The organism is Mucilaginibacter endophyticus, assembly GCF_003351025.1.
In the GTDB taxonomy this organism is placed as follows: domain Bacteria; phylum Bacteroidota; class Bacteroidia; order Sphingobacteriales; family Sphingobacteriaceae; genus Mucilaginibacter; species Mucilaginibacter endophyticus.
The window spans coordinates 237,500-253,362 of the sequence record NZ_QPCG01000003.1 but is presented as its reverse complement, the minus strand read 5'-3'; the positions used below and the strand labels follow the sequence as shown (position 1 = coordinate 253,362).

The window sequence follows — 15,863 nt, the reverse complement described above, 5'->3', positions numbered from 1 at the left end:
TTTTTAATCTGTTTTGAAATTGTGTTGCGGAAATAAGATAAAATCCTGCTATAACTGGTTAGGAATCTTCAGTGCGCATCATAAAAGGTTAAATATATTTGCTCACGCATATTAATGGCGTAAGCCCTTCGTTTTTTACTAAAATATATGCCATGGCTAACAACTTTAAAGAAGAAAGCATCGAAGAAATAAATATCATTATGCAGCAATCGCAAAGCGCGTTTGAGGCTTATCAAAAAACAAGCGCCGAGCAAAAGGCCCTGTTTTTGGAGGCTATTGCTAATGAAATAGAAGCAATAGGCGATGCCTTGCTGCAAAAAGCATCTGAAGAAACTAACCTTCCGTTACCCCGTTTAACCGGCGAGCGCGCCCGTACCACCGGTCAGCTACGCATGTTTGCAGGAATGCTGCGCGAAGGCAGCTGGGTTGAAGCCAGTATAGATACCGCCTTACCTGATAGAAAACCGTTGCCACGTCCGGACCTACGCAAAATGCTTGTTCCGCTTGGCCCTGTAGTTGTTTTTGGCGCAAGTAACTTCCCATTCGCCTATTCAACCGCAGGTGGTGATACTGCAAGCGCGTTGGGTGCAGGCTGTTCGGTAGTAGTAAAAGCACATCCTGCTCATGCCGAAACTTCTGAAATGGTTTACCAGGCTATCAAAAAAGCGATAGCGAGCAGCAATATGCCAGAGCATGTTTTTCAGCATGTACATGGTACCTCGTTTGAAAGTGGTAAAGCATTGGTTAAAGCAGATGATACCGCTGCTGTTGGCTTTACAGGTTCAACTGTTGGTGGTTTAGCCTTGCTTCAGTATTCTTCAGAACGCAAAAAGCCTATTCCTGTATTTTCAGAAATGGGCAGCATAAACCCGGTAATATTTTTGCCGGATACTTTGAACAAAAACGCCGCTGATCTGGCTGCGCAATATGCAGGTTCCATTACTTTAGGTGTTGGTCAGTTTTGTACCAATCCCGGTTTAATGTTGGCTGTTGAAGGTGAAGGTCTGGATAATTTCTATAAGCTGTTAGGTAACGGTATTGAAGATATCAAACCAGCCAAAATGCTGCATGCGGGCATCCATTCTGCTTATGAGAAAAAGAGCCATGCTGCTTTGGAGCAGAGCGGTGTAACCGGCGTTGTTAAGTCGGCTACAGAAGCTGTCGATATCGAAGCTCAGCCAACCATCGCCCTCGTAAGTGCCGAAACTTTTCTTGAAAATCATTTATTGCACGAAGAGGTATTTGGCCCGTACTCGTTAATGGTATCTTGCAAAAACGAGCAGGAACTGATCAAAGTGTTAAAATCGGTATCAGGTCAGCTCACTACTACCGTTATGGGTACAGATGATGATTTTGCAGGTCATTCAAGCCTGTTACAGCTACTGCCGTCGATAGCAGGCAGGGTATTGTTTAATGGCGTACCAACCGGTGTTGAGGTTTGTGCCAGTATGGTGCATGGCGGCCCGTTTCCGGCCACTACCGATAGCCGTTTTACCGCGGTAGGTATCAATGCGGCTAAGCGTTGGGTACGCCCGGTTTGCTACCAAAACTGCCCGGACGCGCTGTTGCCATTGCCATTGCAACAAGCCAATCCAACAAACATATGGCGTTTGTTTGATGGTGAATGGAAGAAATAGTAAGATGTTAAACATCATCAGATAATCAAATTTAAATTATACTTGCACATGCCGGTTCCTCAACAGAGCCGGCATGTTTAATTTTGTATTATGAAACTTCAACTTTTTGATAAGCAGGTTTATGAGCAACGCCGTAATGTTTTAAAGCAAAGCATGGGCGCTAATGGAATCATCGTTTTGTTAGGAAACGAGGACAGCAGCATGAACTATAAAGACAATACCTACCTGTTTAGGCAGGATAGCAGCTTTTTATACTACTTCGGGCTTGATGTAGCGGGTTTAGCGGCTATTATTGATACCGATACAGGCGAGGAAGTGATCTTCGGTAATGATCTTACTATCGATGACATTATCTGGACAGGCACCTTGCCGTCCGTTAGCGAAATGGCCACCCTTGTTGGTGTTTCGCAAACCAGGCCTTATGCCGATGTAAAGCATTATATTCATAAGGCGGTTACCGGCAGTCGCCCGGTTCATATCCTGCCGCCATATCGTCCCGAAAACAAGATTAAGCTGGCCGATTGGTTAAATACCAGTCTGGGAGATGTGGCCGGCCGCGTTTCATTGCAATTAGTAAAGGCGGTAATAGCCCAAAGGGTGATCAAAACCCCGCTGGAGGTTGCTGAAATAGAGAAGGCTGTATCTATCAGCGTTGATATGGAACTGGCGGTAATGAAATATGCCCGCCCAGGTATCAGGGAGTACGAACTGGTGGCCAAAGCGCATGAGGTAGCTATCGCCAACGATTCCCGTTTAGGTTATCCTGCTATCATCACCAAACATGGTCAAACACTGCACACGCATTATTACGGCAATATCCTGGAAGAAGGTGACATGGTACTAAGCGATATTGGTGCAGAGAACGCCATGCACTATGGCGGCGATCTTACCCGTACCTTCCCGGTAGGTAAGCAATTCAGTACCCGTCAGCGGGAACTGTATGATGTGGTTTTAAATTCGATGGATCATGCTATCAGCATGTTAAAACCCGGAGTACGCTACAAGGACGTGCACATACAGGCCTGCCAGAAACTGGCTGAAGGCCTCAAAGCGGTAAACCTGATGAAAGGTGACCCAGCCGAAGCTGTTGCCGCCGGTGCACATGCCATGTTTTTTCAATGCGGCTTAGGCCACATGTTGGGCATGGATACGCATGACATGGAAGATTTGGGCGAGCAATACGTTGGTTACACCGATACCTTGAAAAAAGAAACCGTATTCGGCTTAAAATCATTAAGATTGGGCCGCGAACTGGAAGCGGGCTATGTGCTTACTGTTGAGCCTGGTATTTATATCATTCCGGAACTGATAGATCGCTGGCAGGCTGAGAAAAAATTCGCTGAATTTATTAACTACGACGTGCTGAATACCTATCGGGATTTCGGCGGTATCCGTATTGAGGATAACTTTTTAATAACCGATACCGGCAGCCAGTTATTAGGTAAATACCTGCCTAAAACAAGGGAGGAAATTGAGGCTTTGAGAGGATAAACACTGTATTCAATATTTTTCGTACTTGAAGGTTATTCATTGCCGTTGGTTTTAACCAACGGTAAATAGTATGAGATGTTCTGGCTTTAGCCAAAACTCACCAGTTGGATTTTGGCTAAAGCCTTTTATTTAAATGGGATTATTCCGTTGGTTAAAACCAACGGCAATGAAACAATAAATAAGCGCCCGCATCAAAAAGATGCGGGCGCTTTTGTTAAATGCCTGCTATGATGTGTTAATTTATGTAAATATAAGCTTGTGGTGTTAGGTAACTTTACGCAACACTATAACTTATGGCAAGGTACCACCAATATTTACTGTTAACCGTTTTTTTAGCCGCTGCAGGCCAATCAGCCAAAGCTCAAACTAAAGCTACTCCATATTATCCCACGCACGCAGAAATGCTGCAAAGCTATAAAGCAGCCGACGCGCTCGATTCTGCTTTAAAAAAGATCCCCTATGTTACCAACGTTAAACCCAACTGGCAGGCGAATGGCAACCAGTTCTGGTACAGTAAAAGGATAGCGGGCAATCAAACAGCTTATGTTTTGGTTGATCCTGAAAAAGGGACTAAGAAAACCATTTTTGAAAGCAGTCAGTTAAGTCCGGAAGTAGGCAAACTAACAGGCAAAACCATAAAAGACGGCAGCTTTAAAATTGATGACATGTTTTTTAGCGCCGATAAAAAGCAGGCCACTTTTAAAACAAATAATACCTGGCTTAAGTGTGATCTGGGTACACTGCAATGCAGCAAAACTGCCGATACCGTACACCAAAGCTATGACAACGATAAGTCATTACAAGAACGCCATTACCGTTGGGAAAATGCTACTACCGATTCTGTATCGCCCGATAAACAATGGGCGGCCTTTGTAAAGGGTGGAAACATCATTGTTAAATCATTAAAAAACGCGACCGAAATCAAATTAACTACCGATGGCAATTTAGACAAGCCTTATGGCGAACTTAGCTGGTCGCCAGATAGTAAGCATATAATTGGCTATCGCATCGATCCTAAAAAAACAAAAGAAGTTTTTTATCTCCTGAGCTCGGTACCGGGTACTACGCGCGCGGTGCTGAAATCGCATGAATATGATCAGCCCGGCGATGAATTTACATCGTATCAGCAGTATATATTCAATATCACTGACAAAAGCGCAATAAAAACTGATGCCGAAAAGATAGACTTTTTTGGCGCGCCGCGCTTGCACTGGCGTGATGCTAACAGCCGCTATTTTACCTACGAAAAGGCAGATCGTGGTCACCAGCGTTTCAGGGTTATTGAGGTAGATGTTACCAATGGTAAAACCCGCGATATCATTGATGAAAAAACGAATACCTTTATTTACGAACAACGAATTTATACTTACTACGCCGCCAAAACACACGAGATAGTTTGGATCACGGAGAAAGACGGATGGCGCCATATTTACCTGGTTGATGAGCTGAGCGGTAAAGAAAAACTGGTAACTAAAGGTGACTGGGTAGTGCGTGATATTGACAGTGTTGATGTTAAGAAAAGGCAGATCTGGTTTAAGGGAAGCGGTAAAAATGCAGGCGAAGACCCTTACTTTATGCACTATTATCGCATAGGTTTTGATGGTAAAAACCTTGTTGACCTTACACCTGAGAAAGGCAATCACAACGTAATGTTTTCGGCTGATAGAAAATACTATATCGATACCTATTCGGAAGTTAATATCGCTCCGCGAATTGTTATTAAAAATACTGCCGACCTAAAAACAGTAATGGAACTGGAGCATGCCGATCTGAACGCGCTTTTGGCCACCGGCCTTAAACTTCCTGAAGTGTTTGTTGCTAAAGCAAGGGACGGCAAAACCGATATCTGGGGCGTGGTTTATCGCCCGGCCAATATGGATCCTAACAAGAGCTATCCGGTGATTGAAAATATTTACGCCGGTCCGCAGGACTCGTTTGTGCCTAAAAGTTTTTCGGCTGTTAACGAAATGCAGAGTATAGCGCAGTTAGGTTTTATTGTGGTACAGATGGATGGGATGGGGACTGCCAACCGTTCAAAAGCCTTTCATGACGTATGCTGGCATAACCTTGCCGATGCAGGTTTTGCCGACCGGATACTGTGGATGCAGGCGCTTGCAGCCAAGTATCCGCAGGTTGATATCAGCCGGGTAGGCGTTTACGGAACATCAGCGGGCGGGCAAAATTCGGCAGGTGCTTTATTGTTTCATCCCGAGTTTTATAAAGCCGCGGTTTCTGCCTGTGGCTGCCATGATAACCGCATTGATAAGCAATGGTGGAACGAGCAGTGGATGGGCTACCCTGTTGGTCCGCATTATGAGCAACAGTCAAATATTACCAATGCCGGTAAATTACAGGGCGATCTGATGCTGATAGTAGGAGAGGCTGACAACAATGTTCCGCCCGAATCAACCTTCCGTTTTGCGGATGCGCTGATCAAGAGCAATAAAATGTTTGACTTGCTGGTGGTGCCGGGTATGGGCCATAGCGATGGCGGCCCTTATGGTCGTAAAAAGAAACGCGACTTTTTTGTAAAGCACCTGCTTAATGCAGAGCCGCCAGCAAGAAACACCGATGAGTTAGCGCATAATTAATTTTGCTGGATAGGTAACACAATGCGAAAAGTTCAGTTAATAGTTTTCCTTTCCTTGTGTCTGGCTGTTTTAAACAGTTCCGCACAGCAACAATCAGCAACAGTACCGGGTAATGGTAACCCCATTATTCCCGGTTACTTTGCCGACCCAACCGTACGCAAGTTTGGCGATACCTACTACGTTTATGCTACCACTGATGGTAATGGTGGCGGGCATGGCCCGTCACAGGTGTGGACATCCAAAGATTTTGTGAACTGGACCATGCACGATATGAACTGGCCAACTTCTAATTACTATTGGGCTCCCGACGTAATTGACGGAAACGATGGCAAGTATTACATGTACTATTGTCAGCCGGTTGATATTTATGGTGCATCGTCAACAAGCCCTACCGGACCGTGGACACCTTTGCTGCCCGATGGCAAATCAATGATCCCTAATTATTTTATCCCAGGGGTGATTACGCTTGATGGACAAACTTTTAAAGATGACGACGGCAAGATCTATATGTTCTGGGGTACCTGGGGGATTTATCCCGATCATGGTTGTGGTGTAGGTTTGTTGAACCCGGATATGCACACATTTGCCAAAACGGCAAAGATTCCCAATACTATAGCTAAAGATTTTTTTGAGGCCCCTTTTATGTTTAAACGGAAGGGTATTTATTATTTTACTTACTCATCCGGTTTCTGTGAAGATTCTACTTACCGGGTGCAATACGCTATCAGTAAAACCGGGCCAATGGGGCCGTTTGAATTCGGCAAAAATAATCCGGTGCTAAGTACCAATAGCGATGGCACCATCCACGGCCCGGGCCATGAGTCGGTAGTGCAGGTAGGAGATGATTTTTATATGGTGTATCACCGGCATAACAACCCGCATTCCAACGGGGGCTATCACCGGCAGGTTTGTGCGGATAAAATTGTGTTCGATGCGGATGGTAATATTGAAAAGATTGTTCCCACACACCTTGGCGTTGGGTTATTAGGAAAAAGTGCCGTTAATGCTCCCGATGGGGCTTATCAGAAAAAGGTAACCGCTTCATCTTACTATAACGAAAATTATAAGCCCTCTTTCGCGGTTGATAATAATAATGGCAGCTTATGGAAACCGGCTGATAACGGTCGCGCCCCGGCCTGGATCACTATTGACCTGGGGGCGGAAAAAACAGTACAACAGGTATTAACTCAGTTTGAATATGCAACCTGGTACTATCAATACCTGATAGAATCATCTGTAGATGGAAAAAACTGGAAGCTGTTTGCTGATAGGAGAACGAATAAGCAACATGGCTCGCCAATGGTAGATTCAGGAGATGCAAAGGCCCGCTTCATTCGCTTAACTATCACCGGGACAGAATATCCGGGTTTATACAAAGCCATATGGAATGTAAAAGTTTACGGCGAAAAGGTAGTAAGTAGTGATGCTTTTGCTGATAAAAAAGACATAGCAAAAACAGCATCTCCAAAAGAAAAAGAGGGCTTATTGGTAAACCTTGATGCCGCTAATTTTGAGGCAGGTGAAGCCATAACTCAATGGGCTAATAAGGGCATATTAGGCGGCAGTTTTATGGCGTCAGGTAAACCACCTGTTATTGATATTATTGCCGGTAAAAAAGCTTTAGTATTTAATGGCACGCAGGCGCTTGAATCAACGGTTGCGGTACCGCAATCGCTTGCCGGTAATAACAGCTATACTGTATCGTACGAGGTTTATACCGACCAGATCAGGGATGAAAACCCGGTACTAAGCTGGACAAATGCCGAATCGGATCACAGGGGGGCTACTTTTGGCTTCGGAAGCAATAAAACGGTCGGTGCGGTACAGCATTTTGGCGTTTCCGACTTTCAATACAAAACCATGCCCACCGCCGGGAAATGGCACCAGGTTGTAGTTACTTTTGATGGCTCATTTGAAAAACTATTTGTTGATGGCGAGCTGAACAATACAGAAAACAAGATGCTGTTTTTGCAGCTTGCTGATAAGTTCATCGTCGGTACTAAAACAAACCGCTCTGCCTATTTTTCGGGTGCTATATCATCGCTTAAAGTTTACAACAAGCCCACGGCCGATAGCGTCATTAAGCAATGGGCTTTACATCCCGCAAAGTCCGATATCGCTGTTTACCTTGACGCCTCTAAACTAAATTACGGCTTGCTTCAAAAATGGGTGAACAACGGCGAGGTAGGTGGAGCATTTCAACCGGGAGATGGAAGCAGGGCTGAAGTGGCCGATGTTGCGGGGAAGATCGCAGTTAATTTTAATGGCAAAAGCCCCGTTGTACTTAAGAATGATCTTTCGGTCAATAACAAAGATGGTTACAGCATAGGCTTAAGTGTTTATCAAAGTACATCTGCCCAAAGCGGCTCAATACTGAAATCAAGGTCTTCCGCAGAACCTTTAATCAATGCCGGAAAATATTTAAGCGGAGGAAACTGGCACTATATCATTAAAACGGTAAGTGGAAATATAAGTAAGCTATACGTTGATGGGGCGTTGGTTTCAAGCACTTCAAATGCTAATGATCTAACCGGCGAATTATTACTTGGGAATGATTTTAAGGGTGCTGTCAATAGTTTGGCGGTTTATAAGCATAGCTTATCATCAGTAGAAATAAAGCAATTAAGCAACAGCTGGAAGCAGAACTATCACCCCCCAGTAACTGGGCAGGCGGCGTTTAAAGTTGCTCCCAAAGCCATAACGCCGGGTATGGTTGAAATGCAGGCCCCAGAGTACACTTCGGTAAAGTTAAATCTCGAGTATGACTTTATTAACGAGGCAGATAGCAGCAAATCAAGTGGCTGGCAGGCTAATCCCTATTATATCAGTTATGGGCTTACCTCCGATAAAAACTATAGCTATTCATTTAAAGTAAAAGATAATTATGGCAATGTAAGTACAAAAACAGCGTCTTTGCCGGTAAGCACATCTTCGGCATTGTTTAATGTAGTTACGGATGGTTTTACAGTTAAAAAGGATTTTATTGCCGATGTCCCAACCGGTACCATATGGAATGGTTTAACCGGTGCCGAAGATAAACAGGAGCGCAATGTAATAAGCGGTGATAGTGTACTTACCCTGGAATCAAAAGGCTCAAACTGGGACGGTAACCTGCCTTATGGCCCCTTTCTATATCGCAATGTATCGGGCGATTTTGTGGCCGAAGTGGAAGTAGCCGACGTAAGTGGTTTCAAAGAAAAAAAGGTAGCGGGCAACAGTGATATGGGCTTAATGGTTCGGAAAGCTAAACAGCCCGGCTCGGAAGGTAGCGAAAACCTCATCCAGAATAGTATTTTCCCGGCCTGGAACTGTGGCAACATGTTTACCAATTTTAAAGGTGGCGACCGCATGCAAGCCAATACCCAAACCGGCTGGAAGTACAACCACTATTTACAGATCCAGAAATCAGGGGATGTTTTTTATATCAGGAGCAGCGCTGACGCTATACACTGGACAGACCTGCCCGAAAGCCCGGTATCAAGGCCCGACCTGAACAGCAGCGATTTACAGATCGGGCTTTACCACAGTACCTACGGCCCGCATCGATCGTATGTGAAATTCTCTGATTTTAAACTTATCAGCAGGAAATAAAGCATACAAAATGACTGTTCATCGATAACATTAAATACTTTATCGACACATAAAACTTCTTAACAGCACCTTCATTCATATTTGATTATTGTTTAACCACACAATCAATAAGCACATATGAAATCATTCTGACTTAACTAATCTTTAATTAATTGTCGAATGAGATCGTCTGTTCCAATAACAGGATTGCTGCTGCTGATGCTCAGCGCCTGCCAGCCAAGTATTTATAATACGCCCAAAACACGCGCTGTTTCTGTAAAACGGCTTATTCCGCCGCAGGGGATGGTTTACATTCCGTCGGGAACGTTCATGTACAAAATGCTGAACGATGATAAAGCCGAACAGCGAAAGGTAAGCGTTAGCGCCTTTTTTATCGACAAAACCGAAGTAACCAACAAGCAGTACCAGGCTTTTGTAAACTGGGTTGCCGATTCTGTAGCCATTACCGACTATCTCCACGACGACTCCTTTTTTATGCCCGCAACCGGCGCAACCGTTGGCAGCACAGGTAAGGAACAAAGGCTGATAGACTGGAGCAAGGTTAACAAGATTTCCCCCCTCTGGAAAAAGGCCCCGCCCGAAGTTAAAGAGAAGCTGGCTCCGATGATGACGATGATTAACGGCGTGCGGGTGCCCAATCCGGAGCTTGTTGTTTACCGGTTTTACTACATCAGGATGGATGGCGTAAAAAACAACGAGTACATGATGGATACGGTAAGTGTGTATCCGCATGAATCGGTATGGTCGGCAGATTTTCCTAATGCGCAGATGACTGTGATGGACGCCAATTACTTCACCAACAAAATTTACGAGTACAACCCGGTTGTTGGTGTAACCTGGAAACAGGCCCGGGCTTATGCCGATTGGCGCGGCACACAACTCAGGCTCATGATCAGGAACAATCCTAACCTGCGCAACTTTAAACTTAGCTTTAGTTTACCTACCGAGGCGCAATGGCAATTTGCGGCCGAAGCAAAGCTTAGCCCCAATGATACTACCGATCATACGGTAAAAACCACGGTTGATAAGGCCACCGGTAAAGAGCAGCTTTCGCTTAACTTTAAACAGGGCGAGGGCAGTTATGCCAGTGATGGATCTACCTTCACGCTTCCTGTAACCTCATACACCCCCAACGCCTTCGGAATTTATAACATGGCCGGCAACGTATCTGAATGGACGCTTGACGCTTACAGCCCTTCCTCATCTCAGCTGGTGAATGACTTAAACCCGGCTTTGCTGTACGATGCTACAGGTAAGGATGCCATGCTGATGCGGCGTAAGGTAGTGCGCGGGGGCTCGTGGAAAGATAACGGTGAAATGTTGAACACCGATACCCGCAGTTTTGATGACCAGGAAGCCGCACATTCCTATATCGGTTTCCGCTGTGTGATGGCCGCCTTTGAACTCACCGGCGAACAGGTTAAAACCAGGAAATACACTAAAAAGTAACAATCATGAACATGCTGAAAAAAGTAACTGCAGTAATCCTACTGCTTATGGGGACCTACATTCATAAAAATTTCGCGCAGTCGGCGCCGGATAGTACGGTAACCGATACGCTGCCATCCTTTGATAGCTACCTGCAAAAGGCCGATCTGAGCCAGGCCAGGCCATTTCCTTATCCTAAAACCAATCCGGCAAATATCAGGATGTATGCCAGGATATGGCGGGTTATTGATCTGGCCGATAGTTCGAACGCTATACTGGCCATCCCTGGTCATTCATTAATGGAAGCCATTATGAAGGGCTTAACCACCGGAAAGCTTACGCCCTATGAAAAAGATGATTTTAAAAAGAAGCTGACCGCCAAACAGGGTTCCATGCGCTTTACCGACTCGGTGCTGGTGCCAAAGTTTGATAAGGATGGCAACCAGATCTCATCAAAAATGGTACTCAATGATTTTAATCCCGACAGGATAACCCGGTTCAGGATTGAGGAAGATGTTTATTTCGACAGGCAGCGGGGTAAGGTGGATACCCGCATTATCGGCCTCGCGCCCATGATGAACATCACCGGCACGGCCGATCTGCCGGCAAATATGGCATCGGCTCCTGCATTCTGGCTCTACTTCCCGCAGTTGCGTTTCGCGTTGGTGCAGGAGGACGTGAGCGAGCCTGATAAGGGGATCTTCGACGTAACGCTTGATGATGTTTTCATGCAGCAAAAGTTTTCGGCATATCTCATCAGGCAATTCTCGCCCGGCAATGCCGAAAGCGGGCAGCTGGACCCGGGTAGCCCCGAGGCGCTTAAGCTGCAACAGAAGATAGCCGATTTGAAGAAGAATATCTGGAAAAATCCACGGGGAATTAATGATAAAAACCTGGTTAATCAAACTCAAAATAATAAGGAGGAAAAGCCATGATAACGCAAATCAGATTATTGAAAGACTTTATGTGGTGGATGCTTTTTGTGGGCTTCCTGGGCTATTGTGGCAGGGCGAGCGCGCAGGTATTACCCGAATACAGTGCCTTCCCAAAAAACTCGATAGGCCTGCAATTGGGCACACAGGGTGTTGGCCTGCAGGGATCATCCGCCTTTGGCAGGGTGTTTAACGCCCGTGTTGGGTTTAATATTGTGCCGGATATTACGGTGCAGTATAATGGCCGCGACCTTGGCCTTAACCGCACATCGGTTTATGGTATTGTTGACTGGCAACCGCTGTATGGTAATGCCGATTGGCTTTCGCGCAAATGGTATGTATCGGCCGGTATCAGCTATTATTTTAACAATACGCTGTACCGGGAGGGGATAGGCACAGTACCCAATTACTACATCTACATGTCGAAACTGCGGCCGTACATAGGCACAGGGTTGGGCAATATGCGGCTGAGCCACAGTATAGGGCTCCGTACAGATTTCGGTTTTTTTATTCCTACAAGCTCACCTACATCAACCTATGATGATAGAGCCGAAAAAGTAAGCAGCGGTTTGCGTGGGTTATTACCGGGGATGAACGCAGGGCTTACACTCTACTACCGATTTTAATTGATTAACCTTTAAATATTAAGAAAATGAAAAAGAGCAAAATTAACTGGCTTCACGTAGCCATATCATGGGGTGCCAGTATCGTAATTCTTGGTGCTATGTTTAAAATTAACCACTGGGGTGGTCAGGCGGGTACTTACATGATAGGCCTGGGACTTACGGTAGAGGCCATGCTGTTTTTTACCCTCGGATTTTTCCCACCGGCGCAGGAACCTGAATGGGAAAGGGTATACCCCGAACTGGCTGTTGATTACGATGGCGGGCCGGTAAATAAATCACGAATGATGCCTGTGGCGGGTGGTCAAACAGCCGCGCTTGATAAGCTTTTAACCGATGCTGATTTGAACGAGCTAAGCATCAGCAGGCTTGGCGAAGGCCTGAAAGTGTTTGCCGAAAAAGTTGACCGCATCAATACCATTGCTGATGTGTCCTTAGGTACCGATGAGTTTTCGGTAAAGCTGAAGCAGGCCGCGTCCAAATTTGATTTGTTTGGGATTGCTTTTGAGCGGGCCACATCTGGCCTTTCGGCCATTGCCGATAGTCGCGCTGATACCAATGCTTATCAGCACCAGGTAGCAAAGCTTACAGGCAACCTGGTACAACTTAATGCCCTGTATGAGTCGGAACTGAAGGGTGCCGATGAAAACCTGAAACAGGTAAATAACTTTTACCGCGGATTAAGCAAAACCCTGCAAAACCTCAATGAATCGGCAGATGACAGCAGGCAGTTTAAGGACGAGGTTAACAAGCTTGCCAAAAATATATCAGCATTAAATGTTTTTTATGCCAATATGCTTTCGGCTATGAACCAACCCCGCGTGTAATTGTGGACTGGCAATAATGGTTTAGTTTAAACTTTAATCAGATAAAGAAATGGCTATTGCAGGAAAGGAAACCACCAGGCAAAAGATGATCAATATCATGTACCTGGTGCTGTTGGCAATGCTGGCGCTAAATGTGTCTTCCTCTATTTTAGATGCTTTTAAAACCATCAACGATAGCTTAACCGCTTCGGCGGCTAACGTTGGTAATTCGGTGCAGCAATTGTTTACTGCTTTTGAACAAACCCGGCTTAAAGAATCGCCCGAAAGGGCGGCACCTATCTATCAAAAGGCAAAAGCGGCCCAAAGGGTAAGCGCCGGGTTAAATGATCTCATTACCCAGATCAAGAACGAGCTGGTTAAGCAAAGTTCCGGCTATGATGAACTTACCGGCGACTTAAAGGAGCGGGATAACCTGGATATAGGTTATAACGTGATGATTAACAAAAAAAGGGCAAAAGCACTCAAAGAAAAGATCAACGATACCCTTGAAAAACTTAAGCTGCTGCTGGGCAAGGAAGATAGCAGCGCGGTATCGTTTACGCTGAGCGCCAATGATCCTGTTAAGCACAACGGAAATGCCAAAACCTGGGAGGAACTGAATTTTGGCGAGGGCGTACCCCTGACAGCAGATTTTACTATACTTTCAAAAATACAGGCCGATAATAAAAACGCCGAGTCGGAAGTGGTGAAAAAGATCCTGGGTAAGATGGACAGGGCTATTGTTAACCTGGATAAGTTTGAGGCAGTGGCTGTAGCGCCAACTTCATATCTTATCCAGGGACAGCCATACAAGGCCCAGGTTTTTTTAACTGCCTATGATTCCCGGTCGACCCCGCAAATGGAGGTTGGCGGCAGCCCGATCAGTGTTACCGACGGCCGGGGCGTATACAATGCTTCAACCAGTAGGGAGGGCGTTTTTAGCTGGAAAGGTACCATCAAGGTAAAACAGACCGATGGCAGCATGAAAACCTATACCACGCCCGAGCAGCAGTATATGGTTGCCCGGCCGTCGGCAGTGGTATCGCCCGATAAGATGAACGTTTTTTATATCGGTGTAGATAATCCCGTGTCGGTATCTGTACCGGGTATCCCCTCAAAAAATATCAGGATTGGTATGTCGGCAGGGATATTAAGTGGTACTTCGGGTAAATATATGGCCAGGGTAAACACTCCGGGGATGGTAACCGTAACAGTATCGGCAGAGATTTTTCCCGGTAAAACGGAAGTGTTGAGCCGCACACAGTTCCGGGCCAAAAGAATCCCGGACCCTATCGCTAAATTTTCGGGCAGATCGGGAGGTGGGGTTCCAACGGTAGCGCTAAAAGCGCAGGACGCCATTTATGCCACACTGGATAATTTTGATTTTGACGCGCGGTTTAAGATCACCCGTTTCAGTTTGATCATAGCAAATCCGCGCGAAAGCGCATCGGTACAGGTTACTTCAGGAAATGCCCTGAGCAATGAAATGCAGGCTTCGCTCAGTAGCATCAAACCGGGCTCGCACGTGATTTTTGATAACATTATAGCGGTTGGCCCGGATGGAGCCCCAAGGCAACTGGCCCCGGTGGCTTTAACAGCTAATTAGTTTTAAGGTTAAAGGCGAAAGGTCAAAGGCAAAAGGTTGAATCGCCAAACGCTGTGCCACTAAATTTGTGATTGTTGTGTGCGAATTTATGGAGGTTAGATGATCGGTTGGCGTTTAGCTTTTAGCTCCTGAATAAAAGCAAGTAAGCCATGTTTAGTTAAAAACATGGCTTACCAACAGCGCTATGATCTTTTGTTTAGTGGATAGGCAGGGCTTCAACAAATGTACCCGAAGCGTTAAAAATTATCGCGTACCTGGTACTGTTTGATGTAATGAACACAACGTAACCTTGTAAGGTACCGTTGGATGTTTCAGAAAATGCTTTGTCAAATACATAACCGGGATAGGTAGTGGTTAGGTATGTAGCAATAGCTGCCGGAAGGTTTGCTTCGGTAACAGCGGCATGTCTTAAATCGTGTTTTTCAATTTGAACACGTTTAACCAGTTTGCCTGCGGCAGTTACAGCGGTTGAATAAAGTACGCCGTTTTTGCTGATCAAGATATAAACATTGTCGGGGGCTACAGAAGCATGCAGCAAGGTATCTGTTGGATAGGTTGCCGAAAAGTAACTGCTCACGGTAACAGGCAATGCCGAAATGGCAACAGTATCACGGTGTCTGCCGTCGCGGTTGTCAAAAGGGCCACCCATGTGCCAGCCTTGTCCTTTAAGGTCCAAGCCCTCACGTTGTTCAAGGATGTTTACAAAGGTGCCGGCAGCGGTAAATTTAAGGCCAACCAGGGCACTGTTGTATTTGATTACTACAACGTAGTTAACAACGATGCTTGCGCTGTCAATAGCATAAGCCTTTTTAAAAGTGTAGCCGCTGTAATTAGCTGTAAAATAGGTGCCTATAGCGGTAGGTAAGGCACTTGAAGCAACGGTATCTATTTGATTATGCCTGCCATAGCAGCCAACCATATAAACACTATCGGTACTTCCGGCTGCAAGGCTGATAGCAATAGCACCCGTTGAGCTGATGGCTGATGAAGAAACGCCGGTTGAACCTGATTTTGAGGCGTTCTCCTTTTTGCATGATGCCAGGCAGATAACTGTACCCAACACCATTAGTGTAGCGTAAAAGGATTTCATTTTCTTGATTTAATTTAAATTGATAATTAGCGCTGCCTTTTTGTGGACAGGTTTAATTAAAATTAAAT

10 protein-coding genes are annotated in these 15,863 nt (G+C 45.5%); 9 read left to right on the top strand and 1 reads right to left on the bottom strand.

Features of this window, described 5'->3' with window-relative positions; translation table 11 throughout:
* The first annotated feature begins 152 nt into the window (after positions 1-152).
* The 9 genes from DUL71_RS14455 (at position 153) to porM (ending at position 14,705) form a co-directional block, all read left to right on the top strand.
* A complete protein-coding gene (locus DUL71_RS14455; protein WP_114938785.1) occupies positions 153-1,637 on the top strand; it encodes an aldehyde dehydrogenase (NADP(+)) in 1,485 nt (494 codons plus the stop codon).
* A 90-nt stretch (positions 1,638-1,727) separates the two neighbouring features.
* Entirely contained in the window at positions 1,728-3,128 is a 1,401-nt protein-coding gene (locus tag DUL71_RS14450; protein WP_114938784.1) for an aminopeptidase P family protein, read from the top strand.
* 293 nt (positions 3,129-3,421) lie between these two features.
* Complete coding sequence (locus tag DUL71_RS14445; RefSeq protein WP_114938783.1) at positions 3,422-5,719, top strand: S9 family peptidase; 2,298 nt, start codon at positions 3,422-3,424, stop codon at positions 5,717-5,719.
* Between the two features lie 21 nt (positions 5,720-5,740).
* Positions 5,741-9,310, top strand: a complete 3,570-nt coding sequence (locus DUL71_RS14440) for a family 43 glycosylhydrolase (RefSeq protein WP_114938782.1) — start codon at positions 5,741-5,743, stop codon at positions 9,308-9,310.
* A 159-nt stretch (positions 9,311-9,469) separates the two neighbouring features.
* On the top strand, positions 9,470-10,759 hold the full coding sequence (porK, locus tag DUL71_RS14435) for a T9SS ring complex lipoprotein PorK/GldK (RefSeq protein ID WP_114938781.1): 1,290 nt from the start codon (positions 9,470-9,472) through the stop codon (positions 10,757-10,759).
* 5 nt (positions 10,760-10,764) lie between these two features.
* Complete coding sequence (locus DUL71_RS14430) at positions 10,765-11,673, top strand: hypothetical protein (RefSeq protein ID WP_114938780.1); 909 nt, start codon at positions 10,765-10,767, stop codon at positions 11,671-11,673.
* Positions 11,670-12,296 carry a hypothetical protein gene (locus DUL71_RS14425; RefSeq protein ID WP_154402404.1) on the top strand — a complete coding sequence of 209 codons (627 nt, stop codon included), beginning with the start codon at positions 11,670-11,672 and terminating at the stop codon, positions 12,294-12,296. Before DUL71_RS14430 ends, DUL71_RS14425 begins: the two co-directional genes overlap by 4 nt.
* A 26-nt stretch (positions 12,297-12,322) precedes the next feature.
* A complete protein-coding gene (gene porL / locus DUL71_RS14420) occupies positions 12,323-13,120 on the top strand; it encodes a type IX secretion system motor protein PorL/GldL (RefSeq protein ID WP_114938778.1) in 798 nt (265 codons plus the stop codon).
* Between the two features lie 49 nt (positions 13,121-13,169).
* Positions 13,170-14,705, top strand: coding sequence for a type IX secretion system motor protein PorM/GldM (gene porM / locus DUL71_RS14415; protein WP_208645560.1), 1,536 nt, complete (start codon positions 13,170-13,172; stop codon positions 14,703-14,705).
* Between the two features lie 196 nt (positions 14,706-14,901).
* On the opposite strand, the gene DUL71_RS14410 is transcribed toward porM, so the two are convergent.
* Positions 14,902-15,795, bottom strand: a complete 894-nt coding sequence (locus DUL71_RS14410; protein WP_114938777.1) for a PepSY-like domain-containing protein — start codon at positions 15,793-15,795, stop codon at positions 14,902-14,904.
* Positions 15,796-15,863: the final 68 nt, after the last annotated feature.

Bases quoted from the DNA above. Each gene is read 5' to 3' on its own strand.
- DUL71_RS14455 (WP_114938785.1), top strand. From the start codon at position 153: ATGGCTAACAACTTTAAAGAAGAAAGCATCGAAGAAATAAATATCATT.
- DUL71_RS14450 (WP_114938784.1), top strand. From the start codon at position 1,728: ATGAAACTTCAACTTTTTGATAAGCAGGTTTATGAGCAACGCCGTAAT.
- DUL71_RS14445 (WP_114938783.1), top strand. From the start codon at position 3,422: ATGGCAAGGTACCACCAATATTTACTGTTAACCGTTTTTTTAGCCGCT.
- DUL71_RS14440 (WP_114938782.1), top strand. From the start codon at position 5,741: ATGCGAAAAGTTCAGTTAATAGTTTTCCTTTCCTTGTGTCTGGCTGTT.
- porK (WP_114938781.1), top strand. From the start codon at position 9,470: ATGAGATCGTCTGTTCCAATAACAGGATTGCTGCTGCTGATGCTCAGC.
- DUL71_RS14430 (WP_114938780.1), top strand. From the start codon at position 10,765: ATGAACATGCTGAAAAAAGTAACTGCAGTAATCCTACTGCTTATGGGG.
- DUL71_RS14425 (WP_154402404.1), top strand. From the start codon at position 11,670: ATGATAACGCAAATCAGATTATTGAAAGACTTTATGTGGTGGATGCTT.
- porL (WP_114938778.1), top strand. From the start codon at position 12,323: ATGAAAAAGAGCAAAATTAACTGGCTTCACGTAGCCATATCATGGGGT.
- porM (WP_208645560.1), top strand. From the start codon at position 13,170: ATGGCTATTGCAGGAAAGGAAACCACCAGGCAAAAGATGATCAATATC.
- DUL71_RS14410 (WP_114938777.1), bottom strand. From the start codon at position 15,795: ATGAAATCCTTTTACGCTACACTAATGGTGTTGGGTACAGTTATCTGC.